We start from the raw sequence: 23,082 nt of genomic DNA on the forward strand, positions 1-23,082 counted from the left end.
TCGGGCGCGGATGACCCACGTCAGCTTCTACCTGCTGCAGGACCCGGACCCGGAGGCGCGCCTGCGCTTCACCTGCCGCCTGGCGAAAAAGGCCAGCGGCCAAGGGCATCGCGTGCACATCCACACCGGCTCGCCAGAGCTGACGCGCACGCTGGACGAGTGGCTGTGGACCTTCGAGGACACCGCCTTCCTGCCACACAGCACCGACGTGCGCGACGCGGACGTCCCGGTCTCCCTGCACGAGGCCCATGCCCCGTCGGATCGCTGCGATGTGCTGATCAACCTGGCGCCGGAGGTGCCGCAGTACTGCGGGCGCTTCGAGCGCGTCGCGGATATCGTCGGCGGCGAGGAGTCGGCGCGCGAGGCGGGCCGCGCCCGCTATCGCTACTTCAAGGAACGCGGCTACCCGCTGAAGCACCACAACATCTGACACGCACCACGCCAGGGAAACACGGACCCTTCAGGCCTTGTGCCAGATCAGCACCTGGTTGTTGACCGGCATCTCCACCACCTCGGCCCGACCGAGTCCATGCTGCCCCGCCAGCGCGTCCAGATCGGCGCGGTCGCGCACGCCCATGCCCGGGTCCTGCTGGCGCAGCATCGCGTCGAAACGGGCATTGGACGCCGCCGTGTGCACGCCGTCATGCGCGAACGGACCGTACAGGGCGAAGACCCCGCCCGGCGCCAGCACCCGCCCCACGCCGGCAAAAAAGGCCTCGACCGCCGGCCAGTGCATGATGTGCACGGTATTCGCGCTGTAGACGTAGTCGAACGGCCCCTCGGGCCAGGGGTCGGCCAGCACGTCCAGCGCCACCGGCGCCCGCAGATTCGGCAGCGCCGCGTCCGCCCGCCAAGCCTCCACCCCCGGAAGATTCTCCGCGACATCGCTCGGGAGCCAGTCGAGGTGTGGCAGGGCACCGGCGAAATACACCGCGTGCTGCCCCGTTCCTGCCCCGACCTCCAGTACGCGCCCGGGTGCCGCAAAACGCGCGCGCAGCACGGACAGGATGGGGTCGCGGTTCTCCTCCGCGGCCGGGGCATGGGGCTTGTGGCGGGACATCATCTCTCCTGCATCGGATTTCGGGTCATTCTGGACGCACCCGGGACGGACTGCCATGATCGAGGGACATCCTGACCACAGGCCCGCCCCATGTCGCATCCCCGCTGGTTTGCCTGGCCCCGGCTCCTGCTGCTTTCGCTGGCGCTCGCCCTGGTGCTTGCCGTCAGTGACGCCCTCGCCCGCGAAGTCGATCCGGAGGCGCTGGAACGCGTGCTGCCAGTGGAACTGGCGACCGTCGGCATGGACGCCCAGACCGGCGCCCCGATCGCCCTGCTGCGTGACCCCGACTCCGGCGACGTGGTACCGATCGTGATCGGCCCCGAGCAGGCGCAGTCCATCCTGCTGGCGATGCACGAGGTCCAGCTGTCGCGCCCGCAGACGCACGACCTGATGATCGACCTGCTGGAAGAGCTGGATGCGACCCTGGAACGCGTGATCGTTGACGGCCTGGTCGACGGCACCTACCTCGGCTGGCTGGAACTGCGTGTGGAGGGCGAGGACGAGCCGCGCTACGTCGACACCCGCCCCAGTGACGGCCTGGCCCTGGCCGTGCGCACCGGGGCCACGATTGCGGTGTCGCCCGACGTCCTCGAGGCCGACGTGCCGTTCGAATACAGCCCGCCCGGTGACGACGAGGTGGTGACCGCGCTCGGTATCACCGTGATCGCGGTGCGCGACGACCTGCGCGAGGCACTGGAACTGCCGGATGAACCCGGCGTGCTGGTCAGCCGCGCCCAGGGCGCGGCCGCAGCCGCCGGCCTGGCGCAGGGCGCGCTGATCCTGGAGGTGAACGGGCAAACACCCGAGACCCCGATCGAGTTCCTGGATGCGGTCTCCGAGACCCCGGATGGCGAAGAGGCGGAGATCCGCTTCTGGCTGGACGGCGAGGAACAGACCATCACCCTGCCCACCGACGTCCCGCAGATCGAGGAGGCGGACGACGCCCTGGCCGTGTAGCGGATCTCCGGGAAAGGAATCAGTCGGCAGCCGGCAGCCGCGGGCGCAGCCAGTCCAGCGTCGCGGCGGTGGCCGCGTCCGGCTGCCCACCCTCGCCGCGCAGGGCCTGCAGGGCCTCGCCGGCCAGCTGCTTGCCAAGCTCCACGCCCCACTGGTCGAAGGCATTGATGCCCCAGAGCGTCGCGAGCACATAGATCTTGTGCTCGTACAGCGCGATCAGTGCCCCGAACGTGGCCGGGTCGAGCTGCTCCAGCAGGATCACGGTGCTCGGCCGGTTGCCCGGGAAGGTGCGGTGCGGGGCCAGGGCATCGATCTGCTCGGGGGCGACCCCGGCCGCGGCCATCTCCGCGCGCACCGCGTCCTCGTCCTTGCCCAGCGCCAGGGCCTGCGCCTGCGCCACCAGGTTCGCCAGCAGCAGCGGGTGCTGGGCCGGCAGATCGTGCTCCGGCCGGGCCACGCCGATGAATTCCGCCGGGATCACCCGCGTGCCCTGATGCAGCAGCTGGAAGAACGCGTGCTGGCCATCAGTGCCGACCGCCCCCCAGACGATACTGCCGGTCTCCTCCTCCACCGGCCGGCCGTCCAGCCGCACCCGCTTGCCGAGACTCTCCATCTCCGCCTGCTGCAGATAGGCGGGCAGCAGGGCCAGGCGCTCGTCATAGGGCAGGACCGCGCGGGCGCAGGCCCCCAGCAGGTTCTGGTTCCAGTAATCGACCAGGGCCATGCGCACGGCGGCATTGCCGGCCAGGGTCGTGCCGCGCACGTGCTCGTCCATCGCATGCGCCCCGCCGAGGAAGGCGCGAAAGCCGTCCATGCCCAGCAGCAGCGCTACCGGCAGACCGATCACCGACCACACCGAATAGCGGCCGCCAACCCAGTCCCAAAAGCCAAACATGTTGGCCGGGTCGATCCCGAACTCCACCACCCGCTCGCGCGCGGTGGACACCGCGACGAAATGGCGCGCGACCGCCTCCTCGGGAAAACGGCCGAGCAGCCAGTCGCGCGCGGCGCGGGCATTGGTCAGGGTCTCCTGCGTACCGAAGGTCTTGGAGGCGACGATGAACAGGGTCGTCTCGGGGTCGGCCTCGCGCAGCTCGGCGGACAGCGCGGCACCATCCACGTTGGAGACAAAGCGCACGGTCAGGGGACCACCCTCGGCGGTCGGCCGGGCATGCGCGGCCAGTGCACGGCAGACCATGCGTGGCCCCAGGTCGGAGCCGCCGATGCCGATATTGATCACGCGCCGGATCGGCCGGGCGGTGTAGCCCGTGTGTTCGCCCGCGTGGACCCGGCGCACGAAGGTCTCCATGCGCTCGAGTTCGGCGTGCACCGGCCGGGCCAGATCCTCGCCTTCGACCTCGCAGCGAGCCCCGGGCGGCAGGCGCAGCGCCGAATGCAGGGCCGCGCGCCCTTCGGTGGTATTCACACGCTCGCCCGCGAACAGGCGTTCCAGCGCCCCGGCCACACCGCAATGCTCCGCATGCGCCGTCAGGGCCTGCCAGGCCGGGCCGTCCAGCCGCTGGCGCGTCCAGTCCAGCCGCAGCCCCGCGATCGCCTGCACATCCCGCTGCACCCGGCCCGCATCCTGTTCCAGCAGGCTTCGCAGGGGGTGCTCGTTCAGTCGCTCCGCATGTCCAGCCAGATCATCGTGCCGTACCGATCGGTTCCCTGACGCCATCCGTGTGCTCCTCGCGATAGTGTTCCCAGATTGCAGTGCTCGATCCGGCGGTTCAATGCCCCCGCCCTGCGGGCCACCCCGTTCCATATTGCCGCGGGCGCCTGCGTTACACTCTTGGAAACGCAACCGGGGCTTCCGGTTCCACCAGGGAAATATCATGCGCATCCTTTTCGCCAGCAGCGAGGCCTACGGCCTGACCAAGACCGGGGGCCTCGCCGACGTCAGCGCCAGCCTGCCCGTCGCCCTGCGCCGGCGTCGGCAGGACGTGCGGCTGGTCGTGCCCGGCTATCCGGAGGCCTGCAGCCAGCTGGCCCACGCGCAACCCCTGCCCGGGCCCCCAGATGCGCCCTGGCAGCTGATTGAGGGCCATCTGCCCGGTACCAAACTGCCTGTCTACCTGGTCGACTGGCCGGAGTATTTCCAGCGGGCCGGCAACCCCTACAGCGCCAGCAATGGCATGGACTGGCCGGACAACGCCCAGCGTTTCGCCGGGTTCGCCCGGGCGATCACGGCCATCGCCCGCGACGAGGCCGGGCTCGACTGGGCACCGGAACTGGTGCACCTGAATGACTGGCAGACCGGCCTGGTCCCCATATTCCTGGACCCCGAACGCAGCGGCGCCCCGCGCCCGCGAACGATCTTCACGATCCACAACCTCGCCTATCAGGGCCTGTTCCCGGCGCAGGCGATGGACGATCTGGGACTGCCGTCCGATTTATGGACCCCGGACGCCCTGGAGTTTCACGACCAGTTGTCGTTCATGAAGGCCGGGCTGGTGTTCGCCGATGCCATCACCACCGTCTCGCCCACCTACGCCGGCGAGATCCAGGAACCGGAATCGGGCATGGGCCTGGACGGCGTGCTGCGCGCCCGCGCCGAGGATCTCTACGGCATCCTGAACGGGGTCGACTACCGCGCCTGGGATCCCTCCCGCGATCGCCATATCGCCCGGCACTACTCGGCAGAGGACCTGGCCGGCAAGGCCGAGAACAAGGCCGCCCTGCAAAAACGCATGGGACTGGACGTGGACCCCGACGTACCGCTGCTCGGGCATGTCGGGCGCATGGTCGAGCAAAAGGGCGTGGACCTGATCCATGCGGCCTGCACCCCGTTGCTGGAGGCCGGTCGCGTGCAGCTCGCATTGGTCGGTTCCGGACAGAAGGACCTGGAGCACGCGACCGGCGCCCTGGCGCGGACCTACACCGGCCGCGTCGGGGTACATATCGGCTACGACGAGCCGCTGGCGCACCAGATCGAGGCCGGTTCCGACCTGTTTCTGATGCCCTCGCGCTTCGAGCCTTGCGGCCTGAACCAGATGTACAGCCTGCGCTACGGCACCCCGCCGGTGGTGCATGCCACCGGGGGTCTGGCGGACACCGTAGTGGACGCCACTGCCGAGCACCTGGCCGATGGCACGGCCACCGGGTTCAGCTTCACGCCGGACACGGTCAGTGCGCTGACACAGAGCCTGGAACGCGCCCTCGAGCTCTACCACCAGCGCGCCGACGGGCGCTGGGAACAGCTCCAGCGCACCGGCATGAGCCAGGAATTCGACTGGGGCACCAGCGCCGAGTGCTACCTCGCCCTGTATCGCCAGCTGGCTCCCCGCAAGCGCCAGGCTACGACGGCCTGATCTGCGCTATAATAATGGTCTTTTCGCGCGTGCAACGATCCCCAAGGCCGGCCCAGCGCCGGCCTTGTGCTTGCAGAAGGGCCTATGACTCAGAGCGACCAAGACGACCGATTCCTGCCCAAGGACAAGGAACTGCGCGCCCGCGTGCGCCTGTTCGGCGAACTGCTGGGTAACGTGATCCGCAAGCTGGAAGGCCAGACCGTGTTCGACGCGGTGGAAAAACTCCGCCGTGGTTTTGTGAGCCTGCGCAAGGAAGAAGACCCTGAGCTGCGCCAGCGCCTGATGGCGGACATCACGCACTTCGATGCGGCCCTGACCGAGCGCGTAATCCGAGCGTTCAGCATCTACTTCAGCCTGGTCAACATCGCCGAGGAGGACCTGTTCTACCGCTGGCGGCGCGCCCAGGTCTCCAGCGGCGAACCGCTGTGGACCGGCTCGTTCGACCAGACGCTGCGCGAACTGCACGACGAGGGCGTGACCGCCGCCGAGCTGGAGCAGCTTCTCTCGGAACTCCACTACCAGCCGGTGTTCACCGCGCACCCCACCGAGGCCCGTCGCCGGACCACGATGGAGAACCAGCGCCGGGTGTTCGAGACAGCCGACCGCCTCAACCAGCCGGGGCTGGGCGAGGACGAACGCCGGCTCATCATCGAGGAGCTGGAGACCCAGATCCAGTTGTTGTGGCGCACCAACGAAGTGCGCGTGAAAAAGCCGCAGGTGCAGGACGAGATCAAGTACGGGCTGTTCTATTTCGAGGAGAGCCTGTTCGAGGCGATACCGCAGTCCTACCGCTTCCTGGAGAAGGCGATCCGGCGCATCTACGGCGTGCACGCCGACGGCAGCCTGCCGGTGCGCATCCCGGCCTTTCTGCACTTCGGTTCCTGGATCGGCAGTGACCGCGACGGCAACCCGAACGTCACCCCGGAAGTCACCGAACTGGCCTGCCGCCTGGCGATGGAGCAGGTCCTGCGTGAATACATCAAGCGGGTGAACCACCTGCGCAATGTCCTGACCCACTCGGCCTACATGTGCCAGCCGTCACAGGTATTCCTCGACAGCCTGGACGCCGACAGCAACATCGCCAACGCCGTCTTCCATGGCGCCTCCGACCGCTTCGAGAGCGAACCCTACCGGCGCAAGCTGTACATCATGCGCTATCGCCTGCGCGAGACGCTGGGGACGGTCTGCCGCCGCATCCAGGGCGAGGCGGCCGTACTGCCGACCAACAGCACCTACGCCAACGCCGATGCCTTCCTGCAGGACCTGAACCTGATCCGCGACTCGCTGATCAGCCATGGCGACCGCAACATCGCCTCCGGCGCGCTGACCGACCTGATCCGCCTGGTCGAGACCTGCGGCTTCCACCTGCACCACCTGGATGTGCGCCAGGAGTCCACGGTCCACAGCGAGGCCGTCACCCAGTTGCTGCAGCAACTGGCCCCGGAAGACGACTACAACGCGCTGGACGAGACCGGCCGCCAGAAGGTGCTGAGTGACCTGATTGCAGCCCCGTCACTGCCCGAGCTGAACCGCGAGGCCCTCGGCGAGAGCGCGCTGGAGACCCTGCGCGTGTTCGAGGTCATCCAGGCGATGCGTCGCGAGATCGGCCCGAATGGCATCGGCACCTACGTGATCTCGATGACCCACGCCGCCTCGCATGTATTGGAGGTCCTGCTGCTGGGCCGCCTGGCGGGTCTGGCCGGCGAGGACGAGAACGGCGAGCCGTTCTGTCACCTGCGCATCTCGCCGCTGTTCGAGACCATCGAAGACCTGCTGCATGTCGAGGACGTGCTGGAAGGCCTGCTGTCCAACCCCGTGTATGCCCGCCTGCTGGCCGCCTCCGGCAACATCCAGGACGTGATGCTCGGCTACTCCGACTCGTGCAAGGACGGTGGCATCCTCGCCTCCTCCTGGAACCTCTACGAGGCCCAGAAGAAGATCGTCGGTATCACCGACCGCTTCGGCGTGCGCTGCCAGCTGTTCCACGGGCGTGGCGGCACCGTCGGGCGCGGCGGCGGCCCGACCCACGAATCCATTCTCGCCCAGCCCCCGGCCACCGTGCAGGGCCGGATCAAGTTCACCGAGCAGGGCGAGGTGCTGTCGTACAAGTACTCCAACGTGGAGACGGCGGTCTACGAACTGGGCATGGGCGCGACGGGATTGATGCTCGCCTCGCGCAGCCTGATCCGCCCGGCGCGCCAGGACCGCGATGACTACCGCGCGACCATGGACGAACTGGCCCGCGCCGGCGAGGACGCCTACCGCGACCTGATCGACCGCACCCCGGGGATCCTCGACTACTTCTACGAGATCACGCCGGTACAGGAGATCGGCTTCCTGAATATCGGCTCGCGCCCCTCGCACCGGCGCAAGACGGATCGCTCCAAGAGCTCGATCCGCGCAATACCCTGGGTGTTCGGCTGGGCGCAGTCACGCCATACCCTGCCTGCCTGGTACGGGATCGGTTCAGCCCTGCAACAGTGGCGCGGCGACAACCCGGAACGTCTGGAACAGCTGCAGCGGATGTACCAGGAATGGCCGTTCTTCCGCTCCCTGCTGTCGAACTGCCAGATGGCGCTCACCAAGGCCGACATGCGCACCGCGGCCGAGTACGCGCGCCTTTGCAGCGACCCGGAACTGGCCGAGCGGCTGTACTCGCGCGTGCGCGAGGAACACACGCGCACGGTCAACGAGGTCCTGCGCGTGGCCCGGCTGGACAACCTGATGAACGAGACACCGCTCCTGGCGCGCTCGCTGCAACGGCGCAACCCGTATCTGGACCCGCTCAACAGCATCCAGATCCACCTGCTGCGCGAGTCCCGCCAGTTCGACGCCCACGCCGACGACGGCGCGGACAACCCCTGGCTGTCGCCCCTGCTGCGCTCGATCAACGCCATCGCCGCCGGGATGCGCAACACCGGCTGAACGGCGCTACCCACTGCCCCTGCCGACCCGTGGGGGCGGCGCGCACATCCATGCGTTAGAATCGCAGCATGCGCCTGCTGCTGCTCATTGTTGCCATCGTCGCCATCTTTCTGGCGGTCCGCACCCTGGTGCGCTCCACCGGCGCACGCAAGAAGCCCGTCTCGCGCGACGCCCGCCCCGAGCGCCTGAAGGAAGGCGGTGCGGTGATCCGCTGTGCCTTCTGTGGCGTACACGTCCCGGAGGCCGAGGCCTACCGCGATGGCGATCGCCTGTACTGCTCCCCGCAACACGCCCAGGTCGACCGCAACCGGCAGAACACCGGGTCCGGCTCCGACTCGGGCCCCGACTGACTGACCGGGAGGTCGGCATTCATGGGGGAGCCCATCGCGCTTGATGCCGACACGCGCCGCTCGGCCTGGCTGTTCGCACTCTATCGAGTCTTTGTCGCCAGCGTCCTGCTGATCCTGGGACTAATCCCCGAGGGTCCGGTGGGGCTGCACGCCGCGGCCCCGGAGATGTATCCGGCAGTCGCCGGCGGCTATCTGGTCTTTGCGCTGTTTGTCGCGGCGATGACCTGGCACCCGACCCGCGATCCCGCCACGACCAGCCTGGCGACCCTGGCGCTGCTGGGCGGGATTGGCGACACGATCAGCCTGGTCGCGCTGGTCCTGGTCGCCGGTGGTGTAGGCACCGGCATCGGCCTGTTGCTGATCCCCGCGGTGGTGGCCGCCACCCTGCTCTCCGGCGGACGCCTGAGCCTGTCGCTGGCGGCCGTGGCCACCCTGGGCCTGCTCACAGCCGAAGCAGCCGCGATTGTCCTGCTGGGCCAGGATGGCTCGGGCCTGACACAGGCCGGGCTGCTCGGTGCCACGCTCTTTGCCGCCGGGCTGCTGGCGCGGCACGTCGCACGCCGCGCGGGGGCGACCCGCGCCCAGGTCGAGCGTCAGGAAGAGGACCTTGCCAGTCTCGCCGAGCTCAACGCCCAGATCATCGCGCGCATGAGCGCCGGGGTCATCGCGGTCGACCCGGATGGCGAGATCCGCTCGATCAACGAGGCCGCTCGCCGCCTGCTCCCGCCCCGTCCCGGCCGCCAGCTCGCCGCGATCTCGCCCTCGCTGGCCCGGCTGGTCGAGCAATGGCAAAAGGCCGGGATGCGCACGGACACGCAACAGCTGCCGGGGGATCGTGACCAGCCCGCCCTGCAGGTCCGCCTGACTCCTCTGGGCGAGCGCGGGACGCTGCTGATCCTCGAGGATCTCGCGGAGATCCAGCGCCAGGCGCAGGCCAGCAAGCTGCAGGCCCTAGGTCGGCTGACCGCGAGCATCGCGCACGAGATCCGCAACCCGCTGGGTGCGATCAGTCACAGCGCCCAGCTGCTCGCCGAATCGCCCCAGCTGACCCGACCCGACCAGCGCCTGCTGACCATCATCAACAAGCAGAGCAAGCGCGTGAACGAGCTGATCTCCAACGTGCTGAGCCTGTCGCGGCGCGATACCGGGCAACGCGAGCGCCTGAACCTGCAGGAGTTTCTCGACCGCTTCGTCGACGAATTCTGCGGCGCGATGCAGATCCCTCGCGTCGCGCTGCACGCCAGGGTCGAGCCGCATGACTCCGAGGTGCTGTTCGACCCGTCGCAGTTGAACCAGGTCCTGTGGAACCTGTGCACCAATGCCCGCGTGCACGGTGGCCACGACCAGCCGGGCGCACCGCCGATCGTGCTGCGTGGCGGGGCCGGGCAGGTCGCCCGTGTTGTCAGCCTCGACGTGCTCGACGCGGGTCCCGGCATTCCGCCGGACCAGCGTTCCGACCTGTTCGAACCGTTCGTCTCGGGCAGCAACGGGGGCTCCGGGCTGGGCCTGTACATCTCGCGCATGTTGTGCGAGAACAACGGGGCAACCCTGGAATACGTCAGCACACCCACCGGCGGGTGCTTCCGCATCCTGTTCGCCCCGACTGAAGGCAGCACGGAAGCATCGTCGACGGAGTCCGCGAGGGAACGCGCATGAGCATTCGCCACGTCCTGGTCGTGGACGACGAACCGGACATCTGCGAACTCCTCGAGATCACCCTCTCCCGCATGGGGATCGAGGCCACCACGACCGAACGCCTGAACGGGGCGCGCGAACTGCTCGCCAAGCAGGACTTCGATCTCTGCCTGACCGACATGCGCCTGCCCGATGGCGACGGGCTGGACCTGGTGCGCCACATCCAGGGGAAGCGCCCGGACCTTCCCGTGGCCGTGATCACCGCCCATGGGAGCGTGGACACCGCCGTCCAGGCCCTGAAGCTGGGCGCATTCGACTTCGTCAGCAAGCCGGTGGACCTGCAGCAGCTGCGCGAACTGATCGACACCGCGCTGCGAATGGAACCCGCCCCCGACCTGCCCGGCGCACTCAATGCCGACACAGCCCCGGTGGTCGCCACCAGCACCCGCACCGACAGCCCCCTGCTCGGTCAGGCCCCGCCGATGCAGAGCCTGCGCGCGACGATCCAGAAGCTGGCGCGCAGCCAGGCGCCGGTGTTCATCCGCGGCGAATCCGGCTCCGGAAAGGAGCTGGTGGCGCGCGAGATCCATCGCCTGGGGCCGCGCAGCGATCGCCCGTTCGTGCCGGTCAATTGCGGGGCGATCCCCGGCGAACTGATGGAGAGCGAGTTCTTCGGCCACCGCAAGGGGGCCTTCACCGGGGCCACGCAAGATCACACCGGGCTGTTCCAGGCCGCCAGCGGCGGCACGCTGTTTCTCGACGAGGTCGCCGACCTGCCGCTGCCCATGCAGGTCAAGCTGCTGCGCGCGATCCAGGAACGCGCGATCAAGCCCGTCGGGGGCACGCGCGAGATCCCGGTAGACGTGCGCCTGTTGTCGGCCACGCACCACGACCTGGAGCGCGCGGTGACCGAGGGGCGCTTCCGCCAGGATCTCTACTACCGCCTGAACGTGATCGAACTGAAGGTCCCCGCCCTGCGCGAACGGCGCGAGGACATCCCGGCGCTGGCCCAGTCCGTGCTGGCCCGGATCAGCGAGCAGTGGAGTACCGAACCGCTGGACCTGGCGCCGGACGCGCTCGAGGCCCTGGCCCGGCATCCCTTCCCGGGGAACGTGCGCGAACTGGAGAACATCCTCGAACGCGCGGCCACCCTCAGCGAGGGCCCCACGATTCACGCCGACAGCATTGACCTACCCCGTTCCGCACATGGCGAACCCTTGCCATCGGCCGAGGCCCCGGGCTTTGTACCCCCCCCGCCCCGGCGCGAGATACCGACGGCAACGGCGGACGACGTCGCCCTGGACCAGCGCCTGGCCGAGCAGGAACGCCAGGCCATCGCCACGGCCCTGCAGCAGACCGGCGGCAACCGCACGGCGGCGGCACGCCTGCTCGGGCTCAGCTTTCGCCAGCTGCGCTATCGACTCAAGAAGCTTGGGATCGAGTGAGAGGGACGTATCAGGCGCGGCGCAGCGGCGGGTCGGGGATCTCCGCCAGCCACTGCTCCAGTTCGAACAGCGGAAGCCCGACCACATTGGTATAGGAACCGGCGATCCATTCGACAAAGGCGGCACCGCGCCCCTGGATCGCATAGGCCCCGGCCTTGCCGCGCGGCTCGCCCGTCGCCCAGTAACGCTCGATGTCGGATGGCGTCAGCGGCCGCATGCGTACGCGGGTCGTCACGGTGCGCGCCCGCATGGATTCACCGGGCCGGCCCAGCGCCATCCCGGACACCACCCGGTGCTCCCCGCCGGAGAGGCGCTGCAGCATGGCCGCGGCATCGGCGAAATCCGCGGGCTTTCCCAGGGCCTCGTCATCCACGACCACCACGGTATCCGCCGCCAGCACCCACTGCCCCGGGATGCCGCGCTCGAGGGCCGCCTCCGCCTTGGCGATGGCGAGGCGCTCGACCAGCACCTCCGGTGACTCGCCCGGGCGCGGCGTCTCGTCCACGTCCATCGGGGCCACCTCGAAGGCGAGCTGGATCTGCTCCAGCAGTTCGCGGCGGCGCGGGGAGGCGGAGGCCAGCAGCAGCGGATGCGGCACGGGCGTCACGCGCGATGGTAGGGATGGTTGTTCAGCAGCGACCAGGCGCGGTAGAGCTGCTCGGCGACCAGCACCCGTACCAGCATGTGCGGGAAGGTCAGCGGCGACAGCGACCAGGCCCATTCCGCGCGGGCACGCACGGCGTCATCGAGTCCGGCGGCCCCGCCGATCACCAGTGCGACATCGCGCCCGTCCCGCTGCCAGTCCGCCAGGCGCCGCGCGACGCCCTTGGTGTCCACGCCCTTGCCGCGTTCGTCCAGCAGGATCACGCGGGCGCCCTCGGGGATGGCCTTCAGCAGGATCTCGCCCTCGCGTCGCAGCAGCGTGGCCGTATCCATGGACTTGGCCCCGGAGGGGCCGGCCAGGGCCTGCAGGTTCAGGTTCAACTCGCGCGGGAGACGACCGGCATATTCATCGAAACCGGCTGCCACCCAGTCGGGCATGCGCTTGCCGATCGCGATCAGGTCCAGGCGCATGGCTGCGCTCGGCGGTCAGCCGCGCAGGCGGCGGACGCGCTCCAGGCTGGGGTCTTCCGGGGCGGCCTTTTCGGTATCCGCGGCCTCCTCGGCCAGCCAGAGCTTTTCCAGGTTGTAGAAGTCGCGGGTCTCCGGGAGCATCACGTGGACGATCACGTCGTTCAGGTCCACCAGTACCCACTCCTGACTCTCCTGGCCCTCGACCCCCAGCGGCTGGATGCCGGCCTTCTTCGCCTCGAGCGCGACCGATTCAGCGGCCGACTGCACATGCCGCCCGGAGGTCCCGGAGGCGATCACCATGAAGTCGGCCAGTGTAGTCTTGCCACGCACATCGAGGGTGCGGATGTTCTGCGCCTTGATGTCTTCCAGCGCGGCGGTCACGAGTTCAAGCAGTTGTTCGCTGTTCATCTGTCGATCAGGTTCCGTGATGTCGGTTGGCCCCGGCCCGGTACAGGCCGTGGTCCTGAATGTAGCGGTTGACGGCCCCGGGCAGCAGGAAGCGCGGGCTGCGACCGGCGCGCAGCTCGTCGCGGATGGCCGTGGCGGAGATATCGAGCTGGGTCACCGGCTGGAAGTACACCCGGCCCGCCGGACTGGAGCGCAACGCGGCCGGATCATGGGTGGCCGCGTTGCCCAGCCAGCCACCCAGTTCCTGCGAGGCGGGACTGCCCGGGCGGTGCGAGACCACGATATGCGCCAGCTCGAACAGCTGTTCCCAGCGGTTCCACGACGGCAGACCGGCGAAGGCGTCCATGCCCATGATCAGCACCAGCGGGGCCTCCGGCCCCAGTTCCTCGCGAAAGCTCAGCAGGGTATCGACCGTGTAGGAGGGCCCTTCGCGGTCCAGCTCGCGGCGGTCGGCCACGAAGCCGGGCACATCGCGGATCGCCCGCTCCACCATCGCCAGACGGTCATCGCTGCCGGTGCCCGGGCTCGCGCGGTGCGGCGGCACGTGGCAGGGGATGAAATGCACCCGCTCCAGGCCCAGGTGCTGCTGGATCTCCAGGGCCGGGCGCAGGTGGCCGAAGTGGATCGGGTCGAAGGTGCCGCCGAGAATCCCGATCACGCGGGCATCGCCCCAGGGAGACGCTGATTCCATCGCGCGCAGCAGATCAGCCCCAAACCCGGCAGCCCCCTAGCCACGCACATGACCGTCGCCGAACACCACATACTTGAGGGTGGTCAGGCCATGCAGGCCCACCGGGCCGCGGGCGTGCAGCTTGTCGGTGGAGATGCCGATCTCCGCGCCCAGGCCGTATTCGAAGCCATCGGCGAAGCGGGTGGAGGCGTTCACCATCACCGAGCTGGAGTCCACCGCGCGCAGGAAGCGCCGGGCCCGGGTGTAGTCCTCGGTCACGATGCTGTCGGTATGGTGCGAGCCATAGGTATTGATGTGGTCGATCGCCGCGTCCAGGTCGTCGACCACGCGGATCGCGAGGATCGGTCCCAGATACTCGGCCACCCAGTCGTCCTCGCTAGCCTCGGCGATATCCGCCGCGCGGTCAGCGAGGATGGCACGGGTGCGCGCACAGCCGCGCAGGCTCACCTGGTGTTCGCCCAGGGCGGCCGCCAGGCGCGGCAGGAAGGCCTCGGCCCGGTCCGCGTGCACCAGCAGGGTCTCCATGGTGTTGCAGGTGCCGTAGCGCTGGGTCTTGGCGTTCACCGCCACGGCCAGCGCCTTATCGAGATCGGCCCCGCCATCCACATAGACATGGCAGACGCCGTCCAGGTGCTTGATCACCGGGATCTGCGACTCGTTGCTGACCCGCTCGATCAGGCCCTTGCCGCCGCGCGGGACGATCACGTCCACGTACTGCGGCATGCGCAGCAGCGCCCCCACCGCCGCGCGGTCGGTGGTCGGCACCACCTGCACCGCCTCGCGCGGCAGCCCGGCCTGCTCGAGCCCGGCCTGGATGATCGCGGCCAGGGCCTGATTGGAGTGCAGGGCCTCGGAGCCGCCGCGCAGGATCGCGGCGTTGCCGGACTTCAGGCACAGGGCGGCGGCGTCGATGGTCACGTTCGGGCGCGACTCGTAGATGATGCCGATCACGCCCAGCGGCACGCGCATCTGGCCCACCTGGATGCCGCTCGGCTGGTAGGCCATGTCGGTGATGGTGCCCACGGGATCGGGCAACCCCGCCACCTGGCGACAGCCCTCGATCATGGTGTCGATGCGCGCGTCGGTCAGCGCCAGGCGATCCAGCATCGCGGCGTCCAGGCCGCGCTCGCGACCGGCCTCCAGATCGCGGCTGTTGGCCTCCGCCAGCTCCGCACGGCGCGCGGCGATGCCCTCGGCGATCGCGAGCAGAGCCGCGTTCTTCGCGCCCGGCTCGGCCTCGGCCATGCGCCGCGAGGCCACGCGCGCGGCACGGCCCAGGGCCTCGACCTGGGCGATCACGTCGGCGGCAGCGGATTCGGTCGGGTGTACGGCAGCGTTCATGCAATCAGACTCGTTCGGTGTTCAGTGCGGGCAATGGCCGGGACAACCGGCGGCCCGCCATACGGGCCACCAAGTCTAGCAACCCCTGCCGGGCGTTGCCGTTTTCCTGACCCTTGATGACGCGATCCACGCGCGCGGCCTCGCCCAGCAACCCGCGCGCCGCCGGCAGGCTCAGCCGCGACATCGCCTGGCGCAGGGCCTTCTGGCCGTCCCCGAAGCTGCCCTGAAAGGCCTCGCGATCCGATGCCCCGGCCGCCTTGCGCTCCATCGCCTGTACCAGCAACCGGCATTCGCGCGCCAGCGCCCAGAGGATCAGGGGCTCCGGCTGCCCCTCGTCCAGCAGGCCCTCCAGCATGCGCAGGGCATGGCGGGCATCGCCACGCAGTGCGGTCGGGGCCAGCGCAAACAGCTCGAAGCGCGCGGCGTCGGTGGTGGCCTCCGCCAGTACGGCCTCGTCGATCTCGGTCACGCCCGCCAGCGCCAGCTTCTCGATCTCCTGGCGCGCGGCCAGCAGATTGCCCTCGATGCGCGAGACCAGCAGCGCCAGCGCCGGGTCGGTGATCGTCAGGCCGTGGCGCTGCAGGCGGGCGCGGACCCACGGACCCAGCTGGGATGGAGGGATCGGGCGCGCGTGCAGTACCACCGCGCGGTTCTCCAGCGCCTTGAACCAGGCCGCCCGGCGCATGTCCCGATCCGGCCGCGGGAGCTGCAGTAGCAGCACGAGGTCATCCTGAGGATCGGCCGCATAGGCCTTCAGGTGATCGCCGCCCACCTTGCCCGGCTTGCCGGTGGCCAGGCGCAGGTCCAGCACGCTGCGCTCGGCGAACAGGGATCGGTCGCGGATCGCGGCCTCGAACGGCGCCCAGTCGGACTGCGCGGTCAGGTCCAGCACGGTCCGCTCCAGATAGCCCTGATCGCGGGCCGCCGCGCGGATCGCATCGGCCGCCTCGATCGCCTGCAATGGCTCCTCGGCCAGCAGCAGGTAGATCGGCGCCACACCGCGCGCCAGATCCTGCTCCAGGCGGGCGAGATCCTGGGCCATCAGTCGGTGGGTTCTCCGGTCATCGGTTCTTCGTCCTCGAACTCGACGTCCTCGCGCAACTGCCCGTCGGGGCCGATCACCGCCTCGATGCGGCGCTGCAGCTGGCTGACGATATCCCGGTTCATCGCCTCGCGCAGGGTCTCCTCGCGCTCGGAACGGCTGAGCACCGCCGAGCCGTCGAACAGGTAGATCCGGCTCGCGTGCAGCGTGCCCAGATCCACGGCCTCGCCGTCCACCGGGCGCAGGCGCACCTCCACCGACCGGATCAGTTCGTACTCCGCGACCCGCGCCGCGTCGGTCACCGACAGCGTGCGCCGGCGGTCGCGCACGGAACGCACATCCAGGGTCGCGCCCTGCCCCTCGGGGCGCTGATCGACAACCTCGACCCCGGCCGAGCCGAAGGCCACCGCCAGCTCGCGGTACAGGGAATCACGCGGGTTCACACCGGTGATATGCACCGGGGCCAGGGCCTCCGGCCAGTCCATGCTGCCGCGCAGCTGGAAGCCGCAGGCGGCCACGGAGACCGCCAGCCACACCACCAGCCCTGCGCGCAGCAGCGCGCTCATTGCGGCTTGACCACGAAGTTCACCAGGCGCCCGGGCACCACGATCACCTTCACCACGTTCTGCCCCTCGATGTGCCGCTGCACGTTCTCGTCACCCCGCGCGGTGGCCTCGATCGCGTCGCGGTCGGCACCGGCCGGGACCGCGATCTCGGCGCGGCGCTTGCCGTTCACCTGCACCGCCAGGGTCTCCTGCGCGGCCTGGCGCGCGGCCTCGTCGACCGTCGGCCAGGCGGTGGTCGCGACCAGCTCGTCATGGCCCAGCGCGCGCCACAGGGTCTCGGTCACATGCGGGATGATCGGCGCCAGCATGCGCACGATGCCCTCCAGGGCCTCCTGGCGCACGGCCGCGGCCTGCGCACCATCTTTCGGGAATTTCCCGAGGTCGTTCAGCAGCTCCATGTTCGCGGCCACGGCCGTGTTGAAGGTCTGGCGCCGGCCGATGTCGTCGGTGACCTTGGCGATGGTGTCGTGCAGCTTGCGCCGCAGCTCGCGCCCGGCGTCGTCCAGCGCGTCCACGTCCAGCGTACCCGGGGCATCGCCGTTCACGTGCTCGTGCACCGCCCGCCACAGGCGCTTGATGAAGCGCTGCGCGCCCTCGACGCCGGAGTCGGACCACTCCAGCGACAGGTCCGGCGGTGCGGCGAACATGGTGAACAGCCGCGCGGTATCGGCGCCGAAGCGCTCGATCAGTGCCTGCGGGTCCACGCCGTTGTTCTTCGACTTGGACATCTTCTCCATGCCGCCCACGACGACCGGCTGGCCGTCCTCGCGGTGGCGTGCGGCCTTCACCGAACCGTCCTCCGCGCGTTCCAGCTCGACATCGGCCGGGTTGATCCAGTCCTTCCCGCCGTCACCGCGCTCGCGGTAGAAGGTCGGCGCGATCACCATCCCCTGGGTCAGCAGCCGGGTGAATGGCTCGTCGGAGGCCACCAGGCCCTCGTCACGCAGCAGCTTGTGGAAGAAGCGCGCGTACAGCAGATGCAGCACCGCATGCTCGATGCCGCCGACGTACTGGTCCACCGGCAGCCAGTGGTCGGCACGCGGGTCCAGCATCGCGGTGTCGTTGTCCGCGCAGGCGTAGCGGGCAAAGTACCAGCTGGATTCGAAGAAGGTATCGAAGGTGTCGGTTTCGCGCCGCGCCGGCTTGCCGCATTCCGGGCAGGTCGCCTCGAAGAACTCCGGCATGCGCGCCAGCGGCGAACCGGCGCCGTCCGGGATCACGTCCTCCGGCAGGCGCACCGGCAGGTCGGCTTCCGGCACCGGCACCGCACCGCAGTCGTCGCAATGGATCACCGGGATCGGGCAGCCCCAGTAACGCTGGCGCGAGATGCCCCAGTCGCGCAGGCGGTAGTTGCGCCGGCGCCGACCAAGCCCGGCCTGCTCCAGGTGTTCGGCGATCGCGCCCTTGGCCGCCTCGGAGGCCTGCCCGTCGAAGTCGCCCGAGTTCACCAGCACGCCAGGGTCTGTGAACGCGGCCCGCTGCACGTCGCACTCGGCACCGTCGGCCGGGGCGATCACCTGCCGGATCGGCAGCCCGTATTGCGTGGCAAACTCGTGGTCGCGTTCGTCGTGTGCCGGCACGGCCATCACCGCGCCGGTGCCGTATTCCATCAGCACGAAGTTGGCGACCCAGACCGGGACCTCCGCACCGGTCAGCGGATGGCGGGCGGTAAAGCCCAGCGACCGGCCCTTCTTCTCCATGGTCGCCAGATCGGCCTCGGCCACCCCACCCTGCGCGCAGTCGGCGACGAACGCGGCCAGTTCGGCATCATGTTGCGCCAGGGCCTGCACCCGCGGGTGTTCCGGGGCCAGCGCCATGTAGGAGACGCCGAACAGGGTGTCCGGGCGCGTGGTATAGACGGTCAGTGGCTCGCCGCCATCCACCGCGAACTCCAGCTCCACGCCCTCGGAACGCCCGATCCAGTTGCGCTGCATCGTGCGCACCTGGTCCGGCCAGCCATCCAGCCCGTCCAGGGCGTCCAGCAGCTCGTCGGCGTAGTCGGTGATGCGCAGGAACCACTGCGGCATCTCGCGGCGTTCGACCAGCGCGCCGGAGCGCCAGCCACGGCCCTCGATCACCTGCTCGTTGGCGAGCACGGTCTGATCCACCGGATCCCAGTTCACGGTCGCCTTCTTGCGATAGACCAGGCCCTTCTTCAGCAGGAGCACGAACAGCCACTGCTCCCAGCGGTAGTAGTCGGCATCGCAGGTCGCAAACTCGCGCGACCAGTCGTAGGCGAAGCCCAGGCGCTTGAGCTGGGTGCGCATCTGCTCGATGTTCTGGCGCGTCCACGCGGCCGGCGGGACGTGGTTCTGCATCGCCGCGTTCTCCGCCGGCAGGCCGAAGGCGTCCCAGCCCATCGGCTGCAGCACGCTTCGACCCTGCATGCGCTGGAAACGGGCGATCACGTCACCGATGGTGTAGTTGCGCACATGTCCCATGTGCAGCTTGCCCGAGGGGTAGGGGAACATGGACAGGCAGTAGAACGGCTCGCCGGGGGCGTCCTCGCGCGCGCGGAAGCAGTCGGCCTCCTCCCACTGGCGCTGTACCTGCGCCTCGATCACCTCCGGGGAATACTGCTCCTGCATGCGCCTCACCTGTGCCTTTATCGCGGGAAACAAAGAACTGCGCAGAATACCAGCCGCTCCCACCCCCTCCAAGCGACGGGTCAGAACCGGGAGAGCCCGAAAACCAGACCGGTTTTTCGGAACAGCCTTCAAAAATTTTCCGGAACCACTGCGCAATTCCACTGGCCGAAACAGTGAGTCCACGAGAAAAGTTCCAAGGAGCTGAGGACATGAGCAAGGAAAAGGACGAAATCCCCGTTGTGAGGCGCGCCTACCCCGAGGATCTGGGGGAGCTTGCAGAAGAACACACACCGGAAACCGAGGGCCCTGCCATCCGCACAGTGGAACCCGACCATCTCGGGACCTGGCTGGGCAAAGGCTGGCGCGATCTCTGGAACACCCCCGTCGCCCTGATACATGGCCTGGTGATCGCCATCGTGGGTCTCGTAGTACTCGGCTTGTCGTGGAACCAGCCCTGGATGGCCTTCTCCTTCTTGGCCGGTTTTCTGTTCCTGGGGCCGGTGTTCGCCGTCGGCGTGAACTACCTGGCGCTCGAGCGTGAACAAGGCCGCTCGACCGGTGTGGGCCTGGGCTGGGTCACCCACCTGGGGGGCTCGGTCTGGGTATTTGCCCTGCTCCTGGCGCTGATCTTCGTCATCTGGTCCAGCTTTGTCTGGATGTGGATCGGCGTACTGAATATCGGCGCGCTAGGGGTAACCGGGCAGCTGCACCACATGGTGGCGGCAATGCTGACCACCGGCTCCGGGATCATCTCCCTGATTGGGGTGATCGTCGCCGCGATCGTGTTCGGGCTGCTGGCGTTCGTGCTGAGCCTCGTGACACTTCCCGCCATGATTGACTACCGGGCCCGCGAGGAGTCCCCACAGACCACGCTGTTTGACGCGATCGGCGTGAGCCTGAAGGCCTTCAACCATAATCGGGGCACGCTGATCTTGTGGGGCCTGATCATCACCGCGCTATTCGTGGTGTCGGTGGCGACCGCCCTGCTGGCCTTGATCGTGATCTTCCCGTGGCTCGGCTTCGCCATGTGGCATGGCTACCGGGACTTGGTCGAGACCCCCTAGGGAAACACCCGTTAACGGCTGGTCCGCCTTCGGGGCGGACCAGACCTCAGGGGAAACTCTGCCTGGGTCGCAGCGGACACCAACACTCAGGCGTCCCTTTCGGAGGGGCTGTCCGGTCCCTCATCGGCCTGGTCATCGCGGTACCGGCGCCGGTGACTCAAGCGCGCGAACTCCGCCAGGCGATCGGCGACCATCCGGTTGAAGCTGCCTTCGGGGAACCCGCCACCCGGTGCCCGTTCGCCCGCCGTCATGCCGCTCAGGAGTTCAATGGCCTCGTCCACCGTGGCGACAGGGTAGACATGGAATCGCCCGTCGGTGATCGCGTCGCGCACATCGCGTCGCAGCATCAGATGTTCGACATTGCTACCCGGCAGCAGCACGCCGTGACCATCAAGTGCGCCCGCCTCGCGACAGACGTCGAAGAAGCCCTCGATCTTTTCGTTGACCCCACCAACAGCCTGAACCTCGCCATGCTGGTTGAGCGAACCGGTGACCGCCAGCGACTGGCGCAGCGGGATACGCGCAATCGCGGACAGCAGCGCACAAGTCTCGGCCACCGAGGCGGAGTCCCCCTCGATGTCGCCATAGGACTGCTCGAACGCCAGACTGGCGGACAGTGACAGCTCGCTGTCCTCGGCATAGTGGCTGGCAATGAAGCGGGACAGGATCATCACCGCCTTGCTGTGCACCGGTCCGCCCAGTTTCGCCTCGCGTTCGATATCGACCACCTGCCCCTTGCCCGACCGCGCAGTGGCGGTAATCCGGATCGGTCGTCCGAAGGTCGCATCGCCGAGCTGCAACAGCGAGAGGCCATTGACCTGGGCAATCTGCGCCCCGCGTGTCGCGATCAGGACCACCCCGCGCCGGATCTGCTCCAGACTGCGGCGCTGGAGCCGGGCCCCGCGCTCCTGGCGTTCCCGGATGGCCTGTTCGACCTGCACAACATCCACGATATCCGCGTCAATCTGTCCGGCCCAGTAGTCGGCCTCCAGCAGCAGATCACGCAGGGTGCGGTCATGCGCCGAGAGCTTGCGCTGATCGCCGGCCAGACGGCTGGCATGCTCGATCACGCGAGCCACGGCTGCACGATTCAGCGGCCTCAGTTCGGCACGACGCGCCATGGTAGCCAGCATGCGCGCGTACAGCGCATGGGTGTCAGCCCCGCGGTCCAGGTCGTCCTCGAAGTCGGCCTCGACCTTGAACAGCTCCAGGAAGTCCGGGTCGAACGCGGACAGCAGGTAATAGAGCAGGCGATCACCGATCAGAACCACTTTCGGCATCACCGGGATCGGCTCCGGCTCCAGCCCCACTGTACTCACCAGTCCGAACAGGCGTTCCAGCGACTCGATGCGCACCTCGCCAGAAAACAGCACTCGCTTGAGGCTCTCCCAGGCCAGTGGCTGGGTCAGCACACGCCGGGCGTCCAGGATCAGGTACCCCCCACTGGCCCGGTGCAGGGCGCCGGCACGCACCAGCGAGAAGTCCGTGAACAGAGCCCCTTCGTGCATCTGATGCTCAATCAGGCCGGTCAGGTGCTGATGATTCGGCAGGTCCTCGTAGATCACCGGGGCGCCCCGTGTGGCGGCATGATCCACCAGCAGGTTGATGCGAAAGCGTTCCAGCAGTCCTTCGGGGGGCGCATGGCCACGGCCGCGGCGAAATGCCTCCGCGTGCCGGACTACATCGTCCAGGATCGCTTCCAGGTGTTCGACCACGGCCGGCAGATCCGACCACCGCTCCTTCAGTTCGTGGATCGGGCCACCCAGCGTCCACTGCAACATTTCCGCGTTCAGCGCCCGGATCTTTTCCTGCAACTCCTTGCGCAAGCGGGGGATCTGGCGCAGCGCCTGGCGAAGCTTCTCCTGCAGTTCCTCGACCTTGGCGTCGATGCGGTCGCGTTCCTCCTCGGACAGAGCATCGTATTCGTCTGGCTTGAGCATCTCCCCGTCACGCATCGGCGCGAACGAGAAGGTGTTCGGCGCACTGATCAGCGCGATATCGTGCGCCTCGGCCTCTTCCTGCACCTTGCGCACGCCCTCGGTCTGCTCCTCTTCCGAGGCGTCCTTCAATTCCTGCAGGCGCCGCTGGTACTCCTCGCTCTCGAAGGCGGCCGGGATACTGCTGTGCAGGTCGTCGATCAGACGATCCAGATCGGCCTGCAGAGTCTGGCCCTCGCCGGCCGCCAGCCGCATGGCTCGCGGACGCTCCGGGCAGGCAAAGTTGAACACATAACCCCAGTCCGGCGGCACAGGCTCGTCGGCCGCGCGCCCTTCCAGAAAGCGCCGTACCAGCTCGTGCCGTCCGCTGCCCGCTGGCCCCAGCACGAACAGGTTGAAACCGTTGCCACGCATCGACGCACCGAATTCCAGCGTGTGCAGCAACCGTTCCTGGCCACAGGGCAGCTCCAGTGCCTCCAGCGTCTCGGTGGTCTCGAACTCCAGATGCTCCGGGGGGCACCGGTGATAGACCTGCTCCGCGGTCAGGGGTGCGGGTCGCGTCATGATCGTCTCCCTTGTCGTCAGCCCCTACCTTGCAGCAGTTCCGAGCCGCTATGCACCCCCTCGTTTGCCCGGACCCGGCCAATTCGCTTTCGCGACTCTGGCTTGGTCCGGGCATCGTGCTACC

At 68.6% G+C, this 23,082-nt stretch carries 19 protein-coding genes; 8 read left to right on the forward strand and 11 right to left on the reverse strand.

Translation table 11 applies throughout. The annotated features are described in order from the left end of the window. Window positions 1-10 precede the first annotated feature (10 nt). The gene (locus tag G372_RS0106830) at window positions 11-430 is read left to right on the forward strand and encodes a DNA polymerase III subunit chi (RefSeq protein WP_019624767.1); all 420 of its coding nucleotides are present in this window, start codon (window positions 11-13) and stop codon (window positions 428-430) included. A 30-nt stretch (window positions 431-460) separates the two neighbouring features. Here G372_RS0106830 and G372_RS0106835 read toward each other — a convergent pair whose 3' ends face one another. Further along, window positions 461-1,060, reverse strand: coding sequence for a DUF938 domain-containing protein (locus G372_RS0106835; protein ID WP_019624768.1), 600 nt, complete (start codon window positions 1,058-1,060; stop codon window positions 461-463). A gap of 90 nt (window positions 1,061-1,150) precedes the next feature. Here G372_RS0106835 and G372_RS0106840 point away from each other — a divergent pair, with 90 nt between their 5' ends. Continuing rightward, complete coding sequence (locus G372_RS0106840) at window positions 1,151-2,017, forward strand: bifunctional nuclease domain-containing protein (protein ID WP_018864757.1); 867 nt, start codon at window positions 1,151-1,153, stop codon at window positions 2,015-2,017. Between the two features lie 19 nt (window positions 2,018-2,036). On the opposite strand, the gene pgi is transcribed toward G372_RS0106840, so the two are convergent. Beyond that, window positions 2,037-3,695, reverse strand: coding sequence for a glucose-6-phosphate isomerase (pgi, locus tag G372_RS0106845; RefSeq protein ID WP_019624769.1), 1,659 nt, complete (start codon window positions 3,693-3,695; stop codon window positions 2,037-2,039). Window positions 3,696-3,852: 157 nt separating this feature from the next. Here pgi and glgA point away from each other — a divergent pair, with 157 nt between their 5' ends. From glgA to G372_RS0106870, 5 genes are all read left to right on the forward strand, one after another. After that, complete coding sequence (gene glgA, locus G372_RS0106850; RefSeq protein ID WP_019624770.1) at window positions 3,853-5,328, forward strand: glycogen synthase GlgA; 1,476 nt, start codon at window positions 3,853-3,855, stop codon at window positions 5,326-5,328. A gap of 84 nt (window positions 5,329-5,412) precedes the next feature. After that, entirely contained in the window at window positions 5,413-8,253 is a 2,841-nt protein-coding gene (ppc, locus tag G372_RS0106855; protein ID WP_019624771.1) for a phosphoenolpyruvate carboxylase, read from the forward strand. 68 nt (window positions 8,254-8,321) lie between these two features. After that, window positions 8,322-8,603: a PP0621 family protein gene (locus tag G372_RS0106860; RefSeq protein WP_018864753.1), complete on the forward strand. Its 282-nt coding sequence runs from the start codon at window positions 8,322-8,324 to the stop codon at window positions 8,601-8,603. 21 nt (window positions 8,604-8,624) lie between these two features. Beyond that, window positions 8,625-10,259: a sensor histidine kinase gene (locus tag G372_RS0106865; RefSeq protein ID WP_019624772.1), complete on the forward strand. Its 1,635-nt coding sequence runs from the start codon at window positions 8,625-8,627 to the stop codon at window positions 10,257-10,259. Then, window positions 10,256-11,683: a sigma-54-dependent transcriptional regulator gene (locus G372_RS0106870; RefSeq protein WP_019624773.1), complete on the forward strand. Its 1,428-nt coding sequence runs from the start codon at window positions 10,256-10,258 to the stop codon at window positions 11,681-11,683. The genes G372_RS0106865 and G372_RS0106870 overlap by 4 nt, the downstream gene beginning before the upstream one ends. A gap of 10 nt (window positions 11,684-11,693) precedes the next feature. Here G372_RS0106870 and G372_RS0106875 read toward each other — a convergent pair whose 3' ends face one another. The 8 genes from G372_RS0106875 to leuS all read right to left on the reverse strand — a co-directional run bounded on the left by G372_RS0106875 (window position 11,694) and on the right by leuS (window position 19,393). Continuing rightward, complete coding sequence (locus G372_RS0106875) at window positions 11,694-12,290, reverse strand: Maf family protein (protein WP_019624774.1); 597 nt, start codon at window positions 12,288-12,290, stop codon at window positions 11,694-11,696. Beyond that, on the reverse strand, window positions 12,287-12,757 hold the full coding sequence (gene rlmH / locus G372_RS0106880; RefSeq protein WP_019624775.1) for a 23S rRNA (pseudouridine(1915)-N(3))-methyltransferase RlmH: 471 nt from the start codon (window positions 12,755-12,757) through the stop codon (window positions 12,287-12,289). The genes G372_RS0106875 and rlmH overlap by 4 nt, the downstream gene beginning before the upstream one ends. 15 nt (window positions 12,758-12,772) lie before the next feature. Beyond that, the gene (gene rsfS / locus G372_RS0106885; RefSeq protein ID WP_019624776.1) at window positions 12,773-13,165 is read right to left on the reverse strand and encodes a ribosome silencing factor; all 393 of its coding nucleotides are present in this window, start codon (window positions 13,163-13,165) and stop codon (window positions 12,773-12,775) included. A gap of 7 nt (window positions 13,166-13,172) precedes the next feature. After that, window positions 13,173-13,823: a nicotinate-nucleotide adenylyltransferase gene (gene nadD / locus G372_RS0106890; protein WP_019624777.1), complete on the reverse strand. Its 651-nt coding sequence runs from the start codon at window positions 13,821-13,823 to the stop codon at window positions 13,173-13,175. A 69-nt stretch (window positions 13,824-13,892) separates the two neighbouring features. Further along, window positions 13,893-15,197, reverse strand: coding sequence for a glutamate-5-semialdehyde dehydrogenase (locus tag G372_RS0106895; protein WP_019624778.1), 1,305 nt, complete (start codon window positions 15,195-15,197; stop codon window positions 13,893-13,895). A gap of 4 nt (window positions 15,198-15,201) precedes the next feature. After that, a complete protein-coding gene (gene holA / locus G372_RS0106900) occupies window positions 15,202-16,239 on the reverse strand; it encodes a DNA polymerase III subunit delta (protein WP_019624779.1) in 1,038 nt (345 codons plus the stop codon). Then, complete coding sequence (locus G372_RS0106905; protein ID WP_019624780.1) at window positions 16,239-16,805, reverse strand: LPS-assembly lipoprotein LptE; 567 nt, start codon at window positions 16,803-16,805, stop codon at window positions 16,239-16,241. The genes holA and G372_RS0106905 overlap by 1 nt, the downstream gene beginning before the upstream one ends. Next, on the reverse strand, window positions 16,802-19,393 hold the full coding sequence (leuS, locus tag G372_RS0106910; RefSeq protein WP_019624781.1) for a leucine--tRNA ligase: 2,592 nt from the start codon (window positions 19,391-19,393) through the stop codon (window positions 16,802-16,804). Before leuS ends, G372_RS0106905 begins: the two co-directional genes overlap by 4 nt. Window positions 19,394-19,602: 209 nt before the next feature. Between leuS and G372_RS0106915 the strand changes: the two genes are divergently transcribed. After that, complete coding sequence (locus G372_RS0106915) at window positions 19,603-20,457, forward strand: DUF2189 domain-containing protein (RefSeq protein ID WP_019624782.1); 855 nt, start codon at window positions 19,603-19,605, stop codon at window positions 20,455-20,457. Between the two features lie 86 nt (window positions 20,458-20,543). On the opposite strand, the gene G372_RS0106920 is transcribed toward G372_RS0106915, so the two are convergent. Continuing rightward, window positions 20,544-22,958 (reverse strand): Lon protease family protein, encoded by a 2,415-nt coding sequence (locus G372_RS0106920; protein ID WP_019624783.1) that lies wholly within the window; start codon window positions 22,956-22,958, stop codon window positions 20,544-20,546. Window positions 22,959-23,082: the final 124 nt, after the last annotated feature.

Source organism: Thioalkalivibrio thiocyanoxidans ARh2 (assembly GCF_000385215.1).
GTDB classification, from domain to species: Bacteria; Pseudomonadota; Gammaproteobacteria; order Ectothiorhodospirales; family Ectothiorhodospiraceae; genus Thioalkalivibrio; species Thioalkalivibrio thiocyanoxidans.

Excerpts from the sequence above, each read along its gene's own strand:
- G372_RS0106830 (WP_019624767.1), top strand. The coding sequence starts at position 11 with ATGACCCACGTCAGCTTCTACCTGCTGCAGGACCCGGACCCGGAGGCG.
- G372_RS0106835 (WP_019624768.1), bottom strand. The coding sequence starts at position 1,060 with ATGTCCCGCCACAAGCCCCATGCCCCGGCCGCGGAGGAGAACCGCGAC.
- G372_RS0106840 (WP_018864757.1), top strand. The coding sequence starts at position 1,151 with ATGTCGCATCCCCGCTGGTTTGCCTGGCCCCGGCTCCTGCTGCTTTCG.
- pgi (WP_019624769.1), bottom strand. The coding sequence starts at position 3,695 with ATGGCGTCAGGGAACCGATCGGTACGGCACGATGATCTGGCTGGACAT.
- glgA (WP_019624770.1), top strand. The coding sequence starts at position 3,853 with ATGCGCATCCTTTTCGCCAGCAGCGAGGCCTACGGCCTGACCAAGACC.
- ppc (WP_019624771.1), top strand. The coding sequence starts at position 5,413 with ATGACTCAGAGCGACCAAGACGACCGATTCCTGCCCAAGGACAAGGAA.
- G372_RS0106860 (WP_018864753.1), top strand. The coding sequence starts at position 8,322 with ATGCGCCTGCTGCTGCTCATTGTTGCCATCGTCGCCATCTTTCTGGCG.
- G372_RS0106865 (WP_019624772.1), top strand. The coding sequence starts at position 8,625 with ATGGGGGAGCCCATCGCGCTTGATGCCGACACGCGCCGCTCGGCCTGG.
- G372_RS0106870 (WP_019624773.1), top strand. The coding sequence starts at position 10,256 with ATGAGCATTCGCCACGTCCTGGTCGTGGACGACGAACCGGACATCTGC.
- rlmH (WP_019624775.1), bottom strand. The coding sequence starts at position 12,757 with ATGCGCCTGGACCTGATCGCGATCGGCAAGCGCATGCCCGACTGGGTG.
- rsfS (WP_019624776.1), bottom strand. The coding sequence starts at position 13,165 with ATGAACAGCGAACAACTGCTTGAACTCGTGACCGCCGCGCTGGAAGAC.
- G372_RS0106895 (WP_019624778.1), bottom strand. The coding sequence starts at position 15,197 with ATGAACGCTGCCGTACACCCGACCGAATCCGCTGCCGCCGACGTGATC.
- holA (WP_019624779.1), bottom strand. The coding sequence starts at position 16,239 with ATGGCCCAGGATCTCGCCCGCCTGGAGCAGGATCTGGCGCGCGGTGTG.
- G372_RS0106905 (WP_019624780.1), bottom strand. The coding sequence starts at position 16,805 with ATGAGCGCGCTGCTGCGCGCAGGGCTGGTGGTGTGGCTGGCGGTCTCC.
- leuS (WP_019624781.1), bottom strand. The coding sequence starts at position 19,393 with ATGCAGGAGCAGTATTCCCCGGAGGTGATCGAGGCGCAGGTACAGCGC.
- G372_RS0106915 (WP_019624782.1), top strand. The coding sequence starts at position 19,603 with ATGAGCAAGGAAAAGGACGAAATCCCCGTTGTGAGGCGCGCCTACCCC.
- G372_RS0106920 (WP_019624783.1), bottom strand. The coding sequence starts at position 22,958 with ATGACGCGACCCGCACCCCTGACCGCGGAGCAGGTCTATCACCGGTGC.